Genomic DNA, 16,738 nt, shown 5'->3' on the forward strand with positions numbered 1-16,738 from the left:
GGCTGCTGGCGGCGGCGGTGGGGGCCAAGGCGGTGGCCGAGATCGGCACCGGGGCCGGGGTCTCCGGGGTCTACCTGCTGCGCGGCATGCGTCCGGACGGCGTGCTGACCACGGTGGACCCGGAGCCCGACCGGCAGCAGCTGGCCAGGTCGGCCTATGCGGAGGCGGGGTTCGCCGCCAACCGGTTCCGGGTCATCCCGGGGCGGGCGCTGGAGGTGCTGCCCAGGCTCGCCGACGGCCAGTACGACCTGGTGTTCTGCGACGGTGACGCAGCCGAGAGCCGGGAGTACCTCGCAGAATCGTTGCGCCTGCTGCGACCGGGCGGAATGGTCTGCTTCGAGGGCGTCTTCCAGGAAGGCCGGCTGGCCGACCCCGGCCTGCGCGACCCGCAGACCCACGCCGTACGGGAACTGGTGCGCGTGATCAGGGAGAGCGACGCCCTGCTGCCGGCCCTGCTGCCGGTGAGCGACGGACTGCTCTGCGCCGTCAGACGCTGAGCACCACCGCCCCGGGGTCCGGTCCGGGGCGGAGCCGGGCGACGTCCGGCGGAAACGAGAGACCCCACCGGGACCGTGTCCCGGTGGGGTCTCGACGCTCTGCGGAGAGGAACGCGCGCGGCTCAGCCGCAGGCCTTCTTCAGGGCCTCGCCCAGCGCGTCGGCCTCGTCGGGCGTGAGCTCGACGACGAGCCGACCGCCGCCCTCGAGCGGAACTCGCATGACGATGCCCCGCCCCTCCTTGGTCACCTCGAGCGGGCCGTCGCCCGTCCGCGGCTTCATGGCCGCCATGCTCGTTCCCCTTCCTGCAACCTGCTCATCGACGTACCGCCGGTCCGTCCACCGCCGGTATCGAACGCATTGATCGGGAACCATTATCCCGCATGGGAAGGCCCGATGACCAACATCACTCTTCGCGCATCCGCAGCCACCCGGTCCCAAACCTGCCCATTCCGTCGCGCGGACGCGGCTGGGGCACGGAACAAGCGGGGCATCAGAAGCGGCGCCGCACCCTCCCCTTCGGTGTCCCCCCGTCGGACGCACCGCCGACCGGGGGAGATCCCCGCCCCGGCCGAAAGGTGCCGTACGTCACACTGACGCGAGCACACGGCGCTCCGGCATGCTGACGGGACCACCCTCCAAGGACAGGACCTCGCATGGCCGACAGCCCCGTTCGCTACGAACTCGACGGCGGTCTCGCCGTCGTCACCATCGACCGCCCCGCCGCGATGAACGCGCTGGACACCGCGACCAAGGTCGCCCTGCGCGACACCGTCGTCGCAGCCGCGGCAGACCCTGCGGTGCGGGCGGTGCTGCTCACCGGCGAGGGAGACCGGGCCTTCTGCGTCGGACAGGACCTCAAGGAGCACATCGGCAAACTGGCCGAGGCTCGCGAGAGCGGTACGGGCAACGCCCTGTCCACCGTCACCGAGCACTACAACCCGCTGGTCAGGGCACTCGCCGGGATGCGCAAGCCCACGGTGGCGGCGGTGAACGGGGTGGCCGCCGGGGCCGGCGCCTCCCTGGCGTTCGCCTGCGACTTCCGGATCCTCGCGGACACCGCGGGCTTCAACACCTCGTTCGCCGGAGTGGCGCTCACCGCGGACTCCGGTGCCTCCTGGACGCTGCCCCGGCTGGTCGGCCACGCGCGGGCGACCGAACTGCTGATGCTGCCGAGGACCGTCAAGGCCGCCGAGGCGCTGGAACTGGGGCTGGCCAACCGGGTGGTCCCGGCCGCCGAGCTGGCGCAGACCGCGCGGGACTTCGCCCGCCGCCTCGCCGAGGGACCGACCGTGGCCCTGGGAGCGCTCAAGGAGTCGATCGACTTCGGCTGGTCGCACTCGCTGAGCGAGGCGCTCGACAAGGAGGACGAGCTGCAGACCAGAGCCGGGGCCTCCGAGGACCACGCCATCGCGGTACGGGCCTTCCTGGACAAGGAGCAGCCGAAGTACCTGGGCCGCTGACGGCGCGGCGCCCGGCGGTGCCGACCGCTCCGGGACGCGGCTCCCGGCGGTTGCGGCGCGACCTGGGCGGGCCGGGCGCGGGGCGCGCCCGGCCCGCTCAGGTGCCGGCGGCGTTGCGGGCCGACTCCCTGGCGCAGCAGTCGGCGAGATGGTCGTTGACCAGCCCGCAGGCCTGCATCAGCGCATAGGCGGTGGTGGGCCCGACGAACCGGAAGCCGCGGCGCTTGAGCTCCTTGGCCAGCGCCGTGGACCGCGGGGTGACGGCCGGGACGTCGGCGGTGGTGACGGGGGCCGGCCGTGCGGGGTCGCCCGCGTAGGACCAGATCAGCTCGGAGAGACCGTCCGGCAGTTCCAGGGCCGCGCGGGCGTTGGCCACCGCGGCGTCGATCTTGGCGCGGTTGCGGATGATGCCGGGGTCGGCCAGCAGCCGCTCCCGGTCGGCGTCGGTGAAGGCGGCCACCTTCTCGATCACGAAGCCCGCGAAGGCGGACCGGAAGTTCTCCCTGCGGCGCAGGATGGTGATCCAGGAGAGACCGGACTGGAAGGCCTCCAGGGAGACCCGCTCGAAGAGCGCGTCGTCGCCCCGGACCGGCCGGCCCCACTCGGTGTCGTGGTAGACCCGGTAGTCGTCCGCACTGTTCCCCCAGGGGCAGCGCAGCAGCCCGTCGGTGCCGGGGACGGCGGCGGTCATCCCTGCCCCTCCTGCCTGTTCTGAAGAGGGCCGGCGTCGGACGACGGGGACTCCGCGTCCTCCTTGTGCAGCGTCAGGGTGCGCCCGGCGCGGTCCCCCGCGGCGGCGGCCTCCAGTTCGGCGATCCGGGCGTCACGCAGCGCAAGCTCCGCGCCGAGCCGGTCGAGCACGTCGTCGACCTCGTCCATGCGGTAGCCGCGCAGCGCCATGGGCAGGCGCAGTTCGTCGATGTCGGCGCGGCCCAGCGGACGCTCCTCGGGCAGCCGGGCGGAGACCCGGTCGGGCACGGCGTCCGGCATCGAGCCCCCGGCGCCCAGCGCCACCAGGGCTGCGGCGCCGACGACCACCGCCATACCTGCCACGATCAACCAGAACACGATCCGCTCCTCCCGGTCACCCCTGCGTCGCCGCGTGGGGGATCATGACCTCTGGCAAGAACCCCTGGGCCATCATCGCGCACCGGCGACGACCATGATGGACCACCTCGGTGAGAACCGGGACGGTTGGTGAGCGGATCGGGAGGACGCATGGCGCTGAGGCTGGGACCGCGGGAGTTCGGGGACGACGATCTGGTGATCATGGCCATCGTCAACCGCACTCCGGACTCCTTCTTCGACCGGGGGGCGACCTTCGCCGACGAGGCCGCCTTCGCGGCCGCGGACAAGGCGGTGGCCGAGGGCGCGGCGATCCTGGACATCGGCGGGGTGAAGGCCGGACCGGGCGAGGAGGTCACGGTCGAGGAGGAGCTGCGCCGGACGGTGCCCTTCGTGGCGGAGCTGCGCAAGCGCCACCCCGAGGTGGTGATCAGCGTGGACACCTGGCGGCACGAGGTCGGCGAGGCCGTGTGCGAGGCGGGCGCCGATCTGCTGAACGACGCCTGGGGCGGGGTCGACCCGCTGCTGGCCGAGGCCGCGGCCCGCCATGGCGCGGGGATCGTCTGCACCCATGCCGGCGGCGCTCAGCCGCGCACCAGGCCGCACCGGGTGGGGTACGAGGACGTGATGGCCGACATCCTGCGGGTCACCACGGGCCTCGCCGAGCGGGCGGTGGCGCTGGGGGTGCGACGGGACGCGGTGATCATCGACCCGGGGCACGACTTCGGCAAGAACACCCGGCACTCCCTGGAGGCCACCCGGCGGCTTCCGGAGATGACCGCCACCGGCTGGCCGGTCCTGGTCTCGCTCTCCAACAAGGACTTCGTGGGTGAGACCCTCGACCGCCCGGTGGACGAGCGGCTGCTGGGCACGCTGGCCACCACCGCGGTCTCCGCCTGGCTGGGGGCCCGGATCTACCGGGTGCACCAGGTGGCGGAGACCCGGCAGGTGCTGGACATGGTCGCGGCCATCCTGGGCACCCGCCCGCCGGCGGTGGCCCGCCGCGGCCTGGCGTAGCCGCGGCGGGGCGGGCACGGCCGCCGTGCTCACCGGCGCTCCCGGGTGCTCCGCGCGGGTCGCGGTCCGGCTCGGGTCACCGTTCCATGCAGCCGTACGCCGCACCTCTCACGGTGCGGCGCCGCGCGGCAGTGCCCGTGGGAGGCGTCAGATGTCGCTGGCGCTCTCCTCGACGGCCGAGAAGGCGGCCCGCTCGGCGGCCGCCTGGTCGGAGCCGCCGTTGCGGCGCCGGGCGTCGTCCAGGATCTTCAGCACCTCGGCCACGTCGTCGGTGACATGGAAGAGGTCCAGGTCGGCCGGGGAGGCCTTGCCCTGCGCGACCACGGTGGTACGCAGCCAGTCGACCAGGCCGCCCCAGTAGGCACTGCCGAACAGCACCACCGGGAACCGGGTCACCTTGCGGGTCTGCACCAGGGTCAGTGCCTCGAAGAGCTCGTCCAGGGTGCCGAAGCCGCCGGGAAGCACCACGAAGCCCTGGGCGTACTTCACGAACATCGTCTTGCGGACGAAGAAGTAGCGGAAGTTCAGCCCCAGATCGACGTACTCATTGAGCCCCTGCTCGAACGGCAGTTCGATGCCCAGCCCCACCGAGACGCCCTCGGCCTCGGAGGCGCCGCGGTTGGCGGCCTCCATCGCGCCCGGGCCGCCACCGGTGATCACGGCGTACCCGGCCTGGACGAGCGCCCGGCCGAGCTCCACCCCGGTGCGGTACTCGGCGGAGTCCCGCGGCGTACGCGCCGAGCCGAAGACGCTCACCGCGGGGGGCAGCTCGGCGAGTCCGCCGAAGCCCTCCACGAACTCCGAGGTGATCCGCAGTACCCGCCAGGGGTCCGTGTGCAGCCAGTCGGTGGGCCCGGTGGAGTCCAGCAACCGCTGGTCCGTGGTCTCCGCCTCCACCTGGCCGCGCCTGAGCAGCAGCGGACCCTGCTGGCGCTCCGGCCAGCCCCGCTTGCCGAGCAGCGGGGCCGGCCGCTCGGGTCCGTGCCCGTTGGTCCGCCCCTCGTCCGGACGGATCTCCTGTCCACCTGTGCCGTTCATGCAGGAAGGGTAGTAGGACGCGGCACCTGACGGGGTCCGCTCAGGAGGTGAGCCAGGAGCGGATCTGCCGCTCGCACTCGGCGATCGCCTCCAGCGAGCAGTGCTCCTCGCGCTTGTGGGCCAGGTTGGGGTCGCCCGGCCCGTAGTTCACCGCGGGGATGCCCAGCCCGGAGAACCGGGCGACATCGGTCCAGCCGTACTTGGCCCTCGGCTCACCGCCGGTCGCCGCGACGAACGCCTTGGCGGCGGGGTGGGCGAGCCCCGGGAGCGCGCCGGGAGCCGAGTCGGTGACCACCACCTCGAAGCCCTGGAGGACCTCGCGCACATGGGCCTCGGCCTCGGCCTCGCTGCGGTCCGGGGCGAAGCGGAAGTTCACCGTCACCGTGCACAGGTCCGGGATGACATTGCCGGCCACCCCGCCCTCGATCCGCACCGCGTTGAGGCCCTCGCGGTACTCCAGGCCGTCGATCGCCACCCGCCGCGGCTGGTACGCGGCCAGCCGTCCCAGCACCTCGGCCATGCCGTGGATGGCGTTCTCCCCGAGCCAGCTGCGCGCCGAGTGGGCCCGCTGGCCGGTGATCCTGACCTCCGCCCGCAGGGTGCCCTGGCAGCCGCCCTCCACCACCGCGCTGCTGGGCTCCAGCAGCACCGCGAAGTCGCCCTGCAGCCACTCGGGGCGCTCCCTGGCCAGATGCCCCAGGCCGTTGCGCGCGGCCTCGATCTCCTCGCAGTCGTAGAAGACGAAGGTGAGGTCGCGGTTGGGCTCCGGCACGGTGGCGGCGATCCGCAGCTGCACGGCGACGCCGGCCTTCATGTCGGAGGTGCCGCACCCGTACAGCAGGTCGCCCTCCACCCGGGAGGGCAGGTTGTCGGCGATCGGCACCGTGTCCAGGTGCCCGGCCAGGACGACCCGCTCCGGGCGGCCCAGCCGGGTGCGGGCGACCACGTTGTTGCCGTAGCGGTCCACGACGAGATGCGGCAGCGGCCGCAGGGCGGCCTCCACCGCGTCGGCGAGTGCCGCCTCGTCGCCGCTCACCGAGGGGAAGTCGACCAGCTGCGCGGTGAGCGCGCCGCCGTCCAGTCCGAGGTCAAGGGGGGTGCGCGGGGGCTTCGGGGTGCTCATGGCCCACACCCTAGCCAAGCCGGTGGCGCCGCCCACCGTTGTCCACAGGCTGTGCGCGGCGGCGGTCGCGCCGTCCGCGGTCCCGGGGCGGCGGACGGCCGCGTCGTCCACAGGCGGACGGACCGCAGGTGCCCGGAACGGTACCTGCCGGTACCTTGGGTGCCCACAGCACGGGAGGGACGGCGGTCGATGGCGATGCGGTCGATGGCGGGGCGGGCATCCTCCGGGCGCGCCCGCAGGTGGCGCTGGATCCTGTCCGCGGGGCTGGCGCTGGCGGTGCTGGCGGCGACGCTGCTCTTCGTCAACCGCCGGCATGTGCTGCCGACCGAGGAGCAGTGCCACTTCGCCACCGCCGCCGGGGAGCTGACGCTGGATCCGCAGCAGGCCTCCAACGCGGCGGTGATCGCGGCGGTGGCCCGCTCCCGTGCGCTGCCCGAGCGGGCGGTCACCATCGCGCTGGCCACCGCGCTCCAGGAGTCCCACCTGGAGAACCTGGGCGGCGGCGACCGCGACTCGGTGGGCCTCTTCCAGCAGCGGCCCTCGCAGGGCTGGGGCACCGCCGAGCAGATCGCCGACCCGGTGTACACGACCAACAAGTTCTTCGACGGCCTGGTGAAGGTCCCCGGCTACTCCCGGCTGCCGCTCACCGAGGCGGCCCAGGCCGTGCAGAAGAGCGGGTTCCCCCAGGCGTACGCCAAGCACGAGACGGACGCGACCGTGCTCACCGGGGTGCTGAGCGGACGCGAGGCGCAGTCCGTCGGCTGCACGGTGTCGGGTGCCGCGCCGGTGGCCGCCGCCTCTCCGCAGACCGGCGCGGACGGCCTCACCGGTGGCGCCCGGCGGATCGCGGGCCAGGTGCGGCGCGACTTCGGGCGGACGGTGGCGGTGCACTCCGTCCGGACCGGCGGCGGCCGCGACCTCCTGCTGGTCCCCGCCGGGGATTCCGCCGCCGCCCGGCGCGGTGGCTGGGCCGCGGCGCAGTGGGCGGTGGCCCGGGCCGCCGACCTCGGCGTGGCGTCGGTGGTCTACGAGGGCAAGGAGTGGCGTACCGGCAGCTCCACCGGCGGCTGGCAGCAGCACCGGGGCAGCGCCCCGTCCAAGGGCGTGCTGGTCACCGCGGGCGGCTGACCACCGCGGCCCCGCCGTCGCGGACCAGGACCGTCCAAGGGCGCGCCGGTTCGCCGCAGGGCCGCTGACCGCTCCGGTCCCCGCCGTGACCGGCGAGGATCGTCCGAAGGCATGCCGGTTCACCCGGGCCACCGACCACCCCGGCCGCCTGCCGTCACCGGCAAGGGCTGTCAAAGAGGTGTTCGGCTGTCGGCCGGGTTGGCTAGAGTCTGCTCGTGCGCCTGCCGGGCGCGCTGCACGGGGGATGTACACGGGGGAAGCGGGGGGACCGCGCCGTTCCGGGCGCGGCCGCACACTTTTGTCCGGCTCCGACTCCGATCGCCGCGCCGCGCGGGTGCACGCACCTTGTCACAGCAACGAGGAGTCATCAGTGCAGTCTTCCTCCACCGGCGGCGTCCGCCGCACGGTCCGCCGCCTGGCCACCGTGGCCGCGGCAGCCGGTCTGGCGGCCGCCGTCGCCGGCACCGCCACCGCCGCCGAGGCCTCCGGCCCGGCCGCCCCCGGCGCCACCACCCGCGCCACCGCGGGCACCCCGCAGGGCGAGATCGCCGCGGTGTCCGCCCTCACCCGCGCGAGCACCAGCAAGGTCGCCTCCCTGCCGCTGAACGCCCTCGACAGCAAGGGCAACCTCTGCAGCTGGAACCCGCTCACGACGGCCGGCGGCGGTTTCGCCAAGGGCACCTGCTACTCCGGTTACGGCTGGGTCAACGGCGCCGTCGCCGGCTCCGTCAACGGTGACAGCACCGAGGACGTGTTCGTCCGCAGCAGCAGCACCGGCCACCTCTACGGCATCGTCTCCGGTGTGAAGAACGGCATCGACGAGGGCCGCGGCTGGAACGGCTACACCTCGATTGTGATGCCGGGCAACCTGGGCGGCTCCGCGTCCGACGACATCCTGGGCCGCGACAAGAGCGGCGCGCTCTGGCTGCACCAGGGCAACTCCAACGGCCACCTCAGCGCCCGCATCAAGGTGAGCTCCGGCGGCTGGAACACCTACCGCGCCATCTTCGGCAAGTTCGACTACAACGGCGACGGCCGCACCGACGTGCTCGGCGTCGACTACAACAACGCCATCTGGGTCCACCTGGGCAGCGGCGACGTCAAGCACCCCTTCACCAAGCGGGTGCGGATCGTCACCAACTTCAAGGGCTACAACTACGTGGCGTCCACCGGGGATGTGAACCGGGACAACCGCTCGGACTTCCTGGCCCGTGACACCAACGGCGTCCTGTGGCTCTTCCGCGGCTACAACCGGCTCACCAGCCCGTTCGCGGCCCGCTACTCCCTGGGCTCGGCGCTCAAGAGCTTCAAGCTGATCTTCTGATCCGCGCCTGCTCCACCCGGGGGCCCCGCCCCGCCGCACCCGCGGCGGAGCGGGGCCCCCGGCTTTCACTGCGGCAGTCGTGCGACGCACCCAGGGGTGAAGAGTCATCACACGGCTTGACGCACGGCCGACCGGCTCCGGGGTCCGTGCGCACGTCGGGGCAGCGCCGATCGAATAGCCGGTCAGCCTTGGGGCGTCTGGGGAGTGACGTTCCTTCCGGGACCGCGGAACAGAGCACAATGTCCGCAATGCCACAAGAAGGCTGATACTACGTTTACCGAGTCTTTACCGAAGACGCCCGCAACCTTCCTGCTCCTGGAGCGGTAAACACCACGTCCGCCTGGCGGACGGGTCTTGTCCTCATCTCCGTTAGGAGCACCATGTCTCTCCCCCTCACGCGTCGGATCGCTCAGGCCGCGCTGCTCGTCGCGGCCGGGGCGGCCCCCGTGGTCGCGACGGTCGGCACCGCGTCCGCCGCGGAGCTGCCCCAGACGGCCGACCTGGGTGGGCTGACCCAGCTCGACAGCGACAGCCTCGCCGGACAGGTGCAGGACGTCGCCCACCAGGCCGGCAGGCAGGTCGGCAACAGCGGCGGCAGCACCATGGCCTCGGCCGTCCCGTCGGTGTCCGACACCCTGGGTGCGACCGCCGCAGCGGCGATCCCCGAGGTCAACCGCTTCGCCGGCTCGGCCGCGGAGCAGGCCGGCACCACCGCCGGCACCACCGGTGAGATGGCCTCCGACGCGGCCCAGCGCGCCGTGGCGCCCGTCGGCGGCGGCAGCCCGCTCAGCGCCCTCGGCGGGCTGACCGGCGGCGGCCTGCCGACCGGCCAGCTGACCGGCGCGGGCCTTCCGCTCGGCGGCCTGGACCAGGCGGCCGGTACAGCCCACCACCGTCTGGGCGGCCTGCCGGAGCTCGGCGGCTCCCACAGCGGCGATCTCGGCGGCCTGGACTCCCTCACCTCGATGATCGGGGCCATCGGCGGCGCCGCCACCCAGGGCAGCGCCCAGGGTCTGTCCGGCCTCCAGGGCCTGCAGAACGCCTCCCCCCTGCAGACCCTCTCCCCGATCCAGAGCCAGGACGGCGGCACCCCCCTCCAGGGCCTCGGCCTGCCCCTCTGACGCCCGTAGCGCTGCACGGGACGCAAAGCGGCGGCGGGGCCGGGGAGTGCATCACCCCCCGGCCCCGCCGCTCTCTCGCTCTGCCGCCCGGTCAGCTGCCGAGCCGGCGGACCGCCGCGTCCACCCGCTCGTCGGTGGCCGTGAACGCCACCCGTACGAACCGCTCACCGGCCGCACCGTAGAAGTCACCGGGCGCCACCAGGACGCCCAGCTCGGCCAGTGCGGCCACGGTGTCCCAGCAGGGCTCGTCACGGGTCGCCCAGAGATAGAGGCTGGCCTCGGAGTGCTCGATCCGGAAGCCGTGCGCCTCCAGCGCCTCGCGCAGCGCGGCGCGCCTCCGGGCATAGCGCTCGCGCTGCTCGGACACATGTGTGTGGTCCGAGAGGGCCGCGATGGCCGCCGCCTGCACCGGCGCGGGCACGATCATGCCGCCGTGCTTGCGCACCTGGAGCAGCTCCTGCACCACCGCCCGGTCGCCGGCGACGAACGACGCCCGGTAGCCCGCCAGGTTGGAGCGCTTGGAGAGCGAGTGGACCGCCAGGATCCCGTCGTGGTTCTCCCCGCAGATCTCCGGACGGAGCACCGACTCCGGGTCCGCGTCCCAGCCCAGCTCCAGATAGCACTCGTCGCTGACCAGCAGCACCCCGTGCTCCCGGGCCCAGGACACCGCGCGGCGGAGCTCCTCGCGGCTGAGCACCCGGCCCGTCGGATTGGACGGTGAGTTCAGCCAGAGCAGCCGCAGCCCGCGGGGGTCCAGCTCCCAGGGGTCGTCATAGGGCACCGGTTCGGCGCGGGCGAGCCTGGCACCCACCTCATAGGTGGGGTAGGCCAGCCGGGGGAAGGCCACCCGGTCGCCCGGGCCCAGGCCCAGCTGGGTCGGCAGCCAGGCCACCAGTTCCTTGGACCCCACCGTCGGCAGCACCCCCGCCTGGTCGGCGGCGGTGGCTCCCAGCCGGTGGCGCAGCCACTCCACGATCGCCTGCCGCAGCTCCGGCGTACCCCAGACGGTGGGATAGCCGGGAGCGTCGGAGGCGGCGGCCAGAGCCTTCTGGATCAGCTCGGGCACCGGGTCCACCGGGGTGCCCACCGAGAGGTCGACGATCCCGTCCGGATGTGCGGCCGCGGTCGCCTTGTACGGCTCCAGCCGGTCCCAGGGGAAGACCGGGAGGAGCTCCGAGACGCGCCGCGCCGCCCCCGAACCCGTCGGGAGCGGCGCGGGCGTGCTGTCGTTGGTGCTCACAGCGCTGGTGCCACCGATCGTCAGGCCTGCGGCGGCAGGGCCGCGATGAAGGGGTGGTCCCGCTCGATCAGCCCGAGCTTGGAGGCGCCACCGGGCGAGCCCAGGTCGTCGAAGAACTCGACGTTGGCCTTGTAGTAGTCCTTCCACTCCTCCGGGGTGTCGTCCTCGTAGAAGATCGCCTCGACCGGGCACACCGGCTCACAGGCACCACAGTCGACGCACTCGTCCGGGTGGATGTAGAGGGACCGCTGACCCTCGTAGATGCAGTCGACCGGGCACTCCTCGATGCATGCCTTGTCCTTGACGTCGACACAAGGCTGCGCGATGACGTAGGTCACGCTGTCGTTCCTCCTCGTAGGGGCTGGCTCTCGCGCGGGGGAGCGCGTCGTCGTCGATGCCCGCCCCTAGTATCGCGGGTCTATGACACTGGATGCACGGGAGGTGGCCGGGATGGCGGACAACCATCATGCACAGAGGCACTCGGAGATCCGGATCACCCTTGCTGACGTGGGACGACGTGTCTCGGTACGGCGTGTTCTGGAGATCGTCGGGGACCGTCCCGTGTTTGGCGACACGATAGGCGTGCTCACATCGTGGGACGCCGGAGTCCTGGTCGTGGTGGGCCGCGACGGCAAGCCCGTCGAGGTCAGGGAGGACCGTCTGGTTGCCGGCAAGCCGGTGCCGCCCGCGCCGGTGCGACGGGTCCAGCCGCCTGCCGCCGACCCGGAGGAGCTGCAGCGGATCGCCGCCCGCGGCTGGCCCGCGGTGGAGACCGCCGCGCTCGGCGAGTGGACCCTGCGGGCGGCCGGCGGCTTCACCCGGCGGGCCAACTCCGTGCAGGCCATCGGCGATCCCGGACTGCCCCTGGACGCCGCGCTGGCCGAGGCCCGGGACTGGTACGACGCCCGCGGGCTGCCCACCCATGTGGAGGTCACCGTTCCCGGCTCCCCGGCGGGTCTGCGTGAGGAGCTGGCCCGGCTCGGCTCGGAGGAGGCCCCCACCCTGTTCCGTACGGCGCCGCTGGCCCCGCTCGCCGCGCTCGCCACCGCCGGCCATCCGGTGCGGCTGGCCCGTACCGTCTCCGCGGAGTGGATGTCCCGCTACCGCCGGGTCGGCGACCCCTCGCTGCAGCGCGATGCACAGTCGGTGCTGCATGGCGGCCCCTCGGTCTGGTTCGGCACCGTGCCGGGTCCCGAGGGCTCCGCCCCCGCCGCGATCGGGCGCTGCGTGGTGGACGGCGCCTGGGCGGGGTTCTCGGCCGTCGAGGTCGATCCGGAGCTGCGCCGCAGCGGCCTCGCCACCCGGATGATGGCGGCGCTGGCCGCCCGCGCCGCGGAGGAGGGCGCGACCGGCGGCTACCTCCAGGTGGAGGCGGACAACAGCGGCGCCATCGCGCTGTACGACCGGCTGGGCTTCACCACCAGCCACACTTACCACTACTGTCGCCTGCCGCGGAGTTGACGGGCAGCCAGGCCGACCGACCGCAGCCGATCCTGATCCGAACGGGCCGAACCAGTCGTGACCGAAGAGAGCCGGGCGAGGTTCCACGCCGAGGCCAGGGCCGAGTGCCCCGACCCGGTGCTGCTCTGCCTGCTCGCCGGGCTGGAGGCCGACCCGCAGGCCGACCCGGACGAGGTGGTCGCCGCCGCCGGAGCCGCACTGGACCGGCTGGCGGAGGCCGTACGGCGTGCCGTGGGCGAGCGCGGACCGGTCGGGCCGGCCGCGCAGGCGGCGCTGCTGGCCGCGGTACTGGCCGGCCGCGAGCGCTTCCACGGGCGGCCGTCGGACTACAACCGGCTGGACTCCTCGCTGCTGCCCGCGGTGCTGAAGCGCCGCAGGGGGCTGCCGATCATGCTGTCGCTGGTCTGGGCCGAGGTCGGCCGGCGGGCCGGCCTCACCGTCCACGGGGTCGCGCTGCCCGGCCACTTCGTGGCGGCGGTGGGCGACGCCGGGAGCGGTCAGGTGCTGGTCGACCCGTTCCACGGCGGTCGTACGCTGACGCTGGAGGACGCCGAGCAGCTGGTCGCCGCCGCCACCGGCGAAGCGCTCAGCGAGGAGATGCTCGCGCCGGCCGCGCCCCTCGACGTGGTGCTGCGGGTCCTGGGCAACATCCGCACCTGGGCCTCCTCCCGGCCGGAGCACGCCCGGACCCAGCTGTGGGCCACCGAGCTGTCCCTGCTGCTCCCCCGGCACCCCGCCCAGCTGCGACTGGAGCGGGCCGAGCTGCTGGTGCGGGTGGGCGACTTCCTGGGCGGAGCGGCCGAGATGGAGTCCTACGCGGCGATCCTGGACGCCTTCGACCCGGATTCGGCGGCCCGGGTCCGGCTGGAGGCCAAGGCCGCCCGGCACCGGCTCAACTGACCGGGGCGCAAACGGCGGGCGCCCCGGCGGCCTCCGCGGCGGCGGCCCGGGACGGGCCCTGCCCGGTGATCCGCGCCGGACAGGCGCCTGGCGGCCGTGCGTGCGATCGCAGGGCGGCGGAGCGCCCCCGTACCGGGTTCGCCCACAGGGCGAGCGTGCGCACCTGGGGCACGTCAGGCCCGGGACGTGCCGGGCGCACCCCGGGTCAGTGCGCCTAGAGCCAGCCCTTCTCCCGGGCGATCCGTACCGCCTCCGCCCGGTTGCGGGCGCCGGTCTTCTGGATCGCCATCGACAGGTAGTTGCGCACCGTCCCCTCCGACAGGTGCAGCCGGGCCGCGACATCGGCGTTGACCGACCCGTCGGCCGCCGCCTCCAGCACATCCCGCTCCCGTGCGGTCAGCGGGTTGGCGCCCTCAGCGAGGGCCGCCGCCGCCAGGATGGGGTCGATCACCCGCTCGCCACGCAGGACCCGCCGTACCGCGTCGGCGAGTTGCGCGGCGGGGGCGTCCTTGACCAGGAAGGCGTCGGCGCCGGACTCCATGGCACGGCGGAGGTAGCCGGGGCGGCCGAAGGTGGTGAGCACCACGATCCTGGTCGCCGGCCGGCTCCCGCGCAGCAGCGCCGCCGCCTCGATCCCGGTCATGCCGGGCATCTCGATGTCCAGCAGCGCCACATCCACCTCGTGCTCGACGGCGGCGGCCACCACCTCGTCGCCACGGGCGACCTGGGCCACCACCTCGATGTCCCCTTCGAGGCCGAGCAGGGCGGCCAGGGCCTCGCGCACCATGGCCTGGTCCTCGGCGAGCAGCACTCTGATCACGAGTGCACGCTACCGGTCGGCGGGGTGTCCGCGGCCGCCGACCGGGGCCCGGTCCTGCGCAGCGGCACCCGGGCGCGCAGCCGGAAGCCCCTGCCACGCGGCCCGGGTCCGGTCTCCAGCCGGCCGCCGGCGAGCGCCAGCCGCTCCCGGAGCCCGGGCAGCCCGCTGCCGCCCGGGCCGTGCTGGGGTCTGCCCGCACGGACGGCGCCGGACCCGGTCCCGTTGTCGGTGACCTCCAGGACCGCCCAGAGCCCGTCCTCCTCCCACTGTTCGTCGAGCCCGACGGTGCACCGGGTGGCGCCCCGCGCATGGCGGACGACGTTGGTCACGGCCTCGCGCAGTGCCCAGCCGAGGGCGCCCTCCTCCTCGGGTCCGAGGCCGGGCACCCCCTCGGGGAGCAGCGCCGTGGCGTCGACCTCCACCCCGGCGGTGGTCAGCGCGGTGCGGGCGGCTGCGAGCTCCACCGCGAGCTTGGGGCGCCGGTAGCCGCCGACGGCTTCGCGGACGTCCACCAGGGACTGCCGTCCGACCTTCTCGATGTCGGCCACCTGCCGCCGGGCGTCGTCGTACCGCTCCTGTTCCAGGAACCGCCCGGCGAGTTCGCTCTTGAGGGTGATCAGCGACAGGGAGTGGCCCAGCAGGTCGTGCAGATCGCGGGCGAGCCGCAGCCGCTCGTCCGCCGCGGCGAGGTGGGCCACCGCCTCACGGGCCTCGCGCAGCTCCCGCATGGTGGCGACCAGACGCTGCAGCCCGGTCATGGCGGCGCCGCCGAGGAAGGCGGAGAGGGCGATCCCGGGCAGCGAGTCCCCGCCTGTGTGGACGGCGCCGCCCACCGCCACCAGCAGCGCGGTGACCACCCCGACCCCGGGCAGCGACCAGCGGACCGGCAGCACCGCGCCGACCGCGACCGAGAGGTAGGCGAAGAGGGTCAGCCAGTCGTCGCCGAGGGTGAGGGTGGTGGCGAGGGCCAGCCCCAGCATGGCCGCGAGGGCGGTGGCGACGGTGCCGCGCCGCCGGACGGCGGCGGCGTTGCGCAGGATGATCAGGCCGAGGTAGCAGGCGAGGAAGGCGATGAGGGCCAGTGCGCCCAGCGTGGTGGCGGCCGGACCGTGGTGACCGTCCGTCAGGTCCTGGACCGGGTAGACCAGGTAGATCATCCACAGCAGCATCCAGCAGAGCTTGACCATCAGCTGACGGCGGTTCTCCACCGGCGCGCCGGGATAGGACGTGTGCAGACGCCCCCGGTCGTCTCCCTCCCCTGCCGTCCCGGACGGCGGGGCGGGGGGCGTCGGAGGCGTCGGCATGGCGGTCATCATGCCTGCTTGGTGTCCCGCTGGTACAACCATGCGGCGAGGCCCGCGAAGAGGACGAAGTAGACGGCGAGGCCGAGCAGCGTCCCCGTGCCGGGGGCGGTGCCGGTCTGCCCGATCCGGCCCAGCTGGTTGTACAGCCCGGTCGGCGTGGCCCTGCCGAGGTCCCGGATCCAGGCCGGGGAGCGGTCCAGGGAGAACCAGGTGCCACCGAGCAGGGAGAGCCCGATGTAGGTGATCATCACCACCGGCTGCACCACGTCCGGTCCGGCGGCGTAGCCGAGCGCGATCCCGAGGGCGGCGAACACGAAGCTGCCGACCCAGAGCGCCGCCAGCAGCGCCGGCCACTGCCAGGCGTCCATCCGCACGCCCTCGCCCAGCCCGCCGAGCAGCATCACCAGCAGGATGGACGGCAGGCTGAGGCTGGTCGCCGCGGCGAGCTTGGCGAGGACGTAGCCGTGGCCCGGCAGGGCGGTCAGCCGCAGCTGCCGCACCCAGCCCTCCTTGCGCTCCAGGGCGATGCGCATGGCCCCGTTGAGCGCCGCGCCGACCGCGCCGAAGGTGCCCATGGAGACCATGAAGTACTTGGCGGCCGGCATCCCGGGGGCGAGGTCCTTGCCGCCGGCCGAACCGGCCATCAGCAGATAGAGCACCGCCGGGTAGAGCAGGCTGAAGAAGACGTACCTGCGGTTGCGGAGCACCCGCAGCATTTCCAGCCGGATCAGGGTGGTCATCGTGCGCTCTCCTCGGTGCCGCCCTGCTGCGCGGCCGTCTCGTCGTGGGTGATGGCGAGGAACGCCTGCTCCAGTCCCAGACCGGCGACCTCCAGGTTCCGCGGGTAGAGGCCTGCCCGGTAGAGCGCCGCCACGGTGGCGTCCGCGTCGGTGGAGCGGATCCGTACGGTGCGGCCGTGGACCTCCAGGGCGCCCAGCGCGGGCAGGCCGCGCAGCAGGGCGTCGTGTGCGGCGACGTCGTCCAGGTCGAAGACGATGCGGCGGGCGCCGGCCCGGGCCTTGACGTCCGCCGGGGTGCCGTCGGCGATCAGCCGGCCGCGGTGCAGCACCAGGATCCGGTCGGCGACCTGGTCGGCCTCCTCCAGGTAGTGGGTGGCGAAGAGCACGGTGCGTCCCTCGTCCGCCAGGCCCCGCATGGTTCCCCAGAAGGCCTGCCGTGCGGAGACGTCCATGGCCACGGTGGGTTCGTCCAGCACGATCAGGTCGCCGGCGCCGGCG

The 16,738-nt window shown here is 73.8% G+C and carries 17 protein-coding genes and 2 pseudogenes; 8 read left to right on the forward strand and 11 right to left on the reverse strand.

The window, feature by feature from the left end; all coding sequences use genetic code 11:
• The first annotated feature begins 2 nt into the window (after nt 1-2).
• Nucleotides 3-497: an O-methyltransferase gene (locus tag AOK09_RS12640; protein WP_079062994.1), complete on the forward strand. Its 495-nt coding sequence runs from the start codon at nt 3-5 to the stop codon at nt 495-497.
• A 122-nt stretch (nt 498-619) separates the two neighbouring features.
• Here the strand turns inward: AOK09_RS12640 and AOK09_RS37660 are convergent, their stop codons facing one another.
• A complete protein-coding gene (locus AOK09_RS37660) occupies nt 620-787 on the reverse strand; it encodes a DUF3117 domain-containing protein (RefSeq protein WP_107101321.1) in 168 nt (55 codons plus the stop codon).
• Nucleotides 788-1,152: 365 nt separating this feature from the next.
• On the opposite strand from AOK09_RS37660, the gene AOK09_RS12645 reads away from it, so the two are divergent.
• A complete protein-coding gene (locus tag AOK09_RS12645; RefSeq protein ID WP_055587263.1) occupies nt 1,153-1,959 on the forward strand; it encodes an enoyl-CoA hydratase/isomerase family protein in 807 nt (268 codons plus the stop codon).
• Between the two features lie 97 nt (nt 1,960-2,056).
• Here AOK09_RS12645 and AOK09_RS12650 read toward each other — a convergent pair whose 3' ends face one another.
• Nucleotides 2,057-2,650 carry a DNA-3-methyladenine glycosylase I gene (locus tag AOK09_RS12650; protein WP_055587264.1) on the reverse strand — a complete coding sequence of 198 codons (594 nt, stop codon included), beginning with the start codon at nt 2,648-2,650 and terminating at the stop codon, nt 2,057-2,059.
• Complete coding sequence (locus AOK09_RS43145) at nt 2,647-3,027, reverse strand: DivIVA domain-containing protein (RefSeq protein ID WP_055587265.1); 381 nt, start codon at nt 3,025-3,027, stop codon at nt 2,647-2,649. Before AOK09_RS43145 ends, AOK09_RS12650 begins: the two co-directional genes overlap by 4 nt.
• A gap of 150 nt (nt 3,028-3,177) precedes the next feature.
• Here AOK09_RS43145 and folP point away from each other — a divergent pair, with 150 nt between their 5' ends.
• Nucleotides 3,178-4,041, forward strand: coding sequence for a dihydropteroate synthase (gene folP / locus AOK09_RS12660; protein ID WP_055587266.1), 864 nt, complete (start codon nt 3,178-3,180; stop codon nt 4,039-4,041).
• A gap of 240 nt (nt 4,042-4,281) precedes the next feature.
• On the opposite strand, the pseudogene AOK09_RS12665 reads toward folP, so the two are convergent.
• Nucleotides 4,282-5,079, reverse strand: a pseudogene (locus AOK09_RS12665) (LOG family protein); the annotation flags it as partial.
• A 40-nt stretch (nt 5,080-5,119) separates the two neighbouring features.
• Nucleotides 5,120-6,202 (reverse strand): succinyl-diaminopimelate desuccinylase, encoded by a 1,083-nt coding sequence (gene dapE / locus AOK09_RS12670; RefSeq protein WP_055587267.1) that lies wholly within the window; start codon nt 6,200-6,202, stop codon nt 5,120-5,122.
• 189 nt (nt 6,203-6,391) lie between these two features.
• Here dapE and AOK09_RS12675 point away from each other — a divergent pair, with 189 nt between their 5' ends.
• The 3 genes from AOK09_RS12675 to AOK09_RS43425 all read left to right on the forward strand — a co-directional run bounded on the left by AOK09_RS12675 (nt 6,392) and on the right by AOK09_RS43425 (nt 9,775).
• The gene (locus AOK09_RS12675) at nt 6,392-7,330 is read left to right on the forward strand and encodes a hypothetical protein (protein ID WP_055587268.1); all 939 of its coding nucleotides are present in this window, start codon (nt 6,392-6,394) and stop codon (nt 7,328-7,330) included.
• Between the two features lie 370 nt (nt 7,331-7,700).
• The gene (locus tag AOK09_RS12680) at nt 7,701-8,654 is read left to right on the forward strand and encodes an FG-GAP repeat domain-containing protein (RefSeq protein WP_055587269.1); all 954 of its coding nucleotides are present in this window, start codon (nt 7,701-7,703) and stop codon (nt 8,652-8,654) included.
• Between the two features lie 380 nt (nt 8,655-9,034).
• Nucleotides 9,035-9,775: a hypothetical protein gene (locus tag AOK09_RS43425; protein ID WP_063795940.1), complete on the forward strand. Its 741-nt coding sequence runs from the start codon at nt 9,035-9,037 to the stop codon at nt 9,773-9,775.
• A gap of 91 nt (nt 9,776-9,866) precedes the next feature.
• Here AOK09_RS43425 and dapC read toward each other — a convergent pair whose 3' ends face one another.
• Together dapC and fdxA are read right to left on the reverse strand one after the other, a co-directional pair.
• Nucleotides 9,867-11,015 carry a succinyldiaminopimelate transaminase gene (gene dapC, locus AOK09_RS12690; RefSeq protein ID WP_055587270.1) on the reverse strand — a complete coding sequence of 383 codons (1,149 nt, stop codon included), beginning with the start codon at nt 11,013-11,015 and terminating at the stop codon, nt 9,867-9,869.
• A gap of 20 nt (nt 11,016-11,035) precedes the next feature.
• Complete coding sequence (gene fdxA / locus AOK09_RS12695; RefSeq protein WP_055572727.1) at nt 11,036-11,353, reverse strand: ferredoxin; 318 nt, start codon at nt 11,351-11,353, stop codon at nt 11,036-11,038.
• 112 nt (nt 11,354-11,465) lie between these two features.
• Here fdxA and AOK09_RS12700 point away from each other — a divergent pair, with 112 nt between their 5' ends.
• Nucleotides 11,466-12,476, forward strand: coding sequence for a GNAT family N-acetyltransferase (locus AOK09_RS12700; protein WP_079062997.1), 1,011 nt, complete (start codon nt 11,466-11,468; stop codon nt 12,474-12,476).
• Nucleotides 12,477-12,533: 57 nt separating this feature from the next.
• On the forward strand, nt 12,534-13,376 hold the full coding sequence (locus AOK09_RS12705; protein ID WP_055587271.1) for a transglutaminase family protein: 843 nt from the start codon (nt 12,534-12,536) through the stop codon (nt 13,374-13,376).
• 214 nt (nt 13,377-13,590) lie between these two features.
• Here AOK09_RS12705 and AOK09_RS12710 read toward each other — a convergent pair whose 3' ends face one another.
• The 4 genes and pseudogenes from AOK09_RS12710 to AOK09_RS12725 form a co-directional block, all read right to left on the reverse strand.
• A complete protein-coding gene (locus AOK09_RS12710; RefSeq protein WP_245687265.1) occupies nt 13,591-14,163 on the reverse strand; it encodes a response regulator transcription factor in 573 nt (190 codons plus the stop codon).
• Between the two features lie 29 nt (nt 14,164-14,192).
• Nucleotides 14,193-15,500 carry a sensor histidine kinase gene (locus AOK09_RS12715; protein WP_079062998.1) on the reverse strand — a complete coding sequence of 436 codons (1,308 nt, stop codon included), beginning with the start codon at nt 15,498-15,500 and terminating at the stop codon, nt 14,193-14,195.
• An 8-nt stretch (nt 15,501-15,508) separates the two neighbouring features.
• Complete coding sequence (locus AOK09_RS12720; RefSeq protein WP_055587273.1) at nt 15,509-16,240, reverse strand: ABC transporter permease; 732 nt, start codon at nt 16,238-16,240, stop codon at nt 15,509-15,511.
• Nucleotides 16,237-16,738, reverse strand: a pseudogene (locus AOK09_RS12725) (ABC transporter ATP-binding protein); the annotation flags it as partial. The pseudogene AOK09_RS12725 and the gene AOK09_RS12720, both read right to left, overlap by 4 nt.

The sequence above is a fragment of the Peterkaempfera griseoplana genome, from assembly GCF_001418575.1.
GTDB classification, from domain to species: domain Bacteria; phylum Actinomycetota; class Actinomycetes; order Streptomycetales; family Streptomycetaceae; genus Peterkaempfera; species Peterkaempfera griseoplana.

Excerpts from the sequence above, each read along its gene's own strand:
- folP (WP_055587266.1), top strand. The coding sequence starts at position 3,178 with ATGGCGCTGAGGCTGGGACCGCGGGAGTTCGGGGACGACGATCTGGTG.
- AOK09_RS12720 (WP_055587273.1), bottom strand. The coding sequence starts at position 16,240 with ATGACCACCCTGATCCGGCTGGAAATGCTGCGGGTGCTCCGCAACCGC.
- AOK09_RS12715 (WP_079062998.1), bottom strand. The coding sequence starts at position 15,500 with ATGCCGACGCCTCCGACGCCCCCCGCCCCGCCGTCCGGGACGGCAGGG.
- AOK09_RS12675 (WP_055587268.1), top strand. The coding sequence starts at position 6,392 with ATGGCGATGCGGTCGATGGCGGGGCGGGCATCCTCCGGGCGCGCCCGC.
- AOK09_RS12700 (WP_079062997.1), top strand. The coding sequence starts at position 11,466 with ATGGCGGACAACCATCATGCACAGAGGCACTCGGAGATCCGGATCACC.
- AOK09_RS12710 (WP_245687265.1), bottom strand. The coding sequence starts at position 14,163 with ATGGTGCGCGAGGCCCTGGCCGCCCTGCTCGGCCTCGAAGGGGACATC.
- AOK09_RS43425 (WP_063795940.1), top strand. The coding sequence starts at position 9,035 with ATGTCTCTCCCCCTCACGCGTCGGATCGCTCAGGCCGCGCTGCTCGTC.
- dapE (WP_055587267.1), bottom strand. The coding sequence starts at position 6,202 with ATGAGCACCCCGAAGCCCCCGCGCACCCCCCTTGACCTCGGACTGGAC.
- AOK09_RS12645 (WP_055587263.1), top strand. The coding sequence starts at position 1,153 with ATGGCCGACAGCCCCGTTCGCTACGAACTCGACGGCGGTCTCGCCGTC.
- AOK09_RS37660 (WP_107101321.1), bottom strand. The coding sequence starts at position 787 with ATGGCGGCCATGAAGCCGCGGACGGGCGACGGCCCGCTCGAGGTGACC.
- AOK09_RS12650 (WP_055587264.1), bottom strand. The coding sequence starts at position 2,650 with ATGACCGCCGCCGTCCCCGGCACCGACGGGCTGCTGCGCTGCCCCTGG.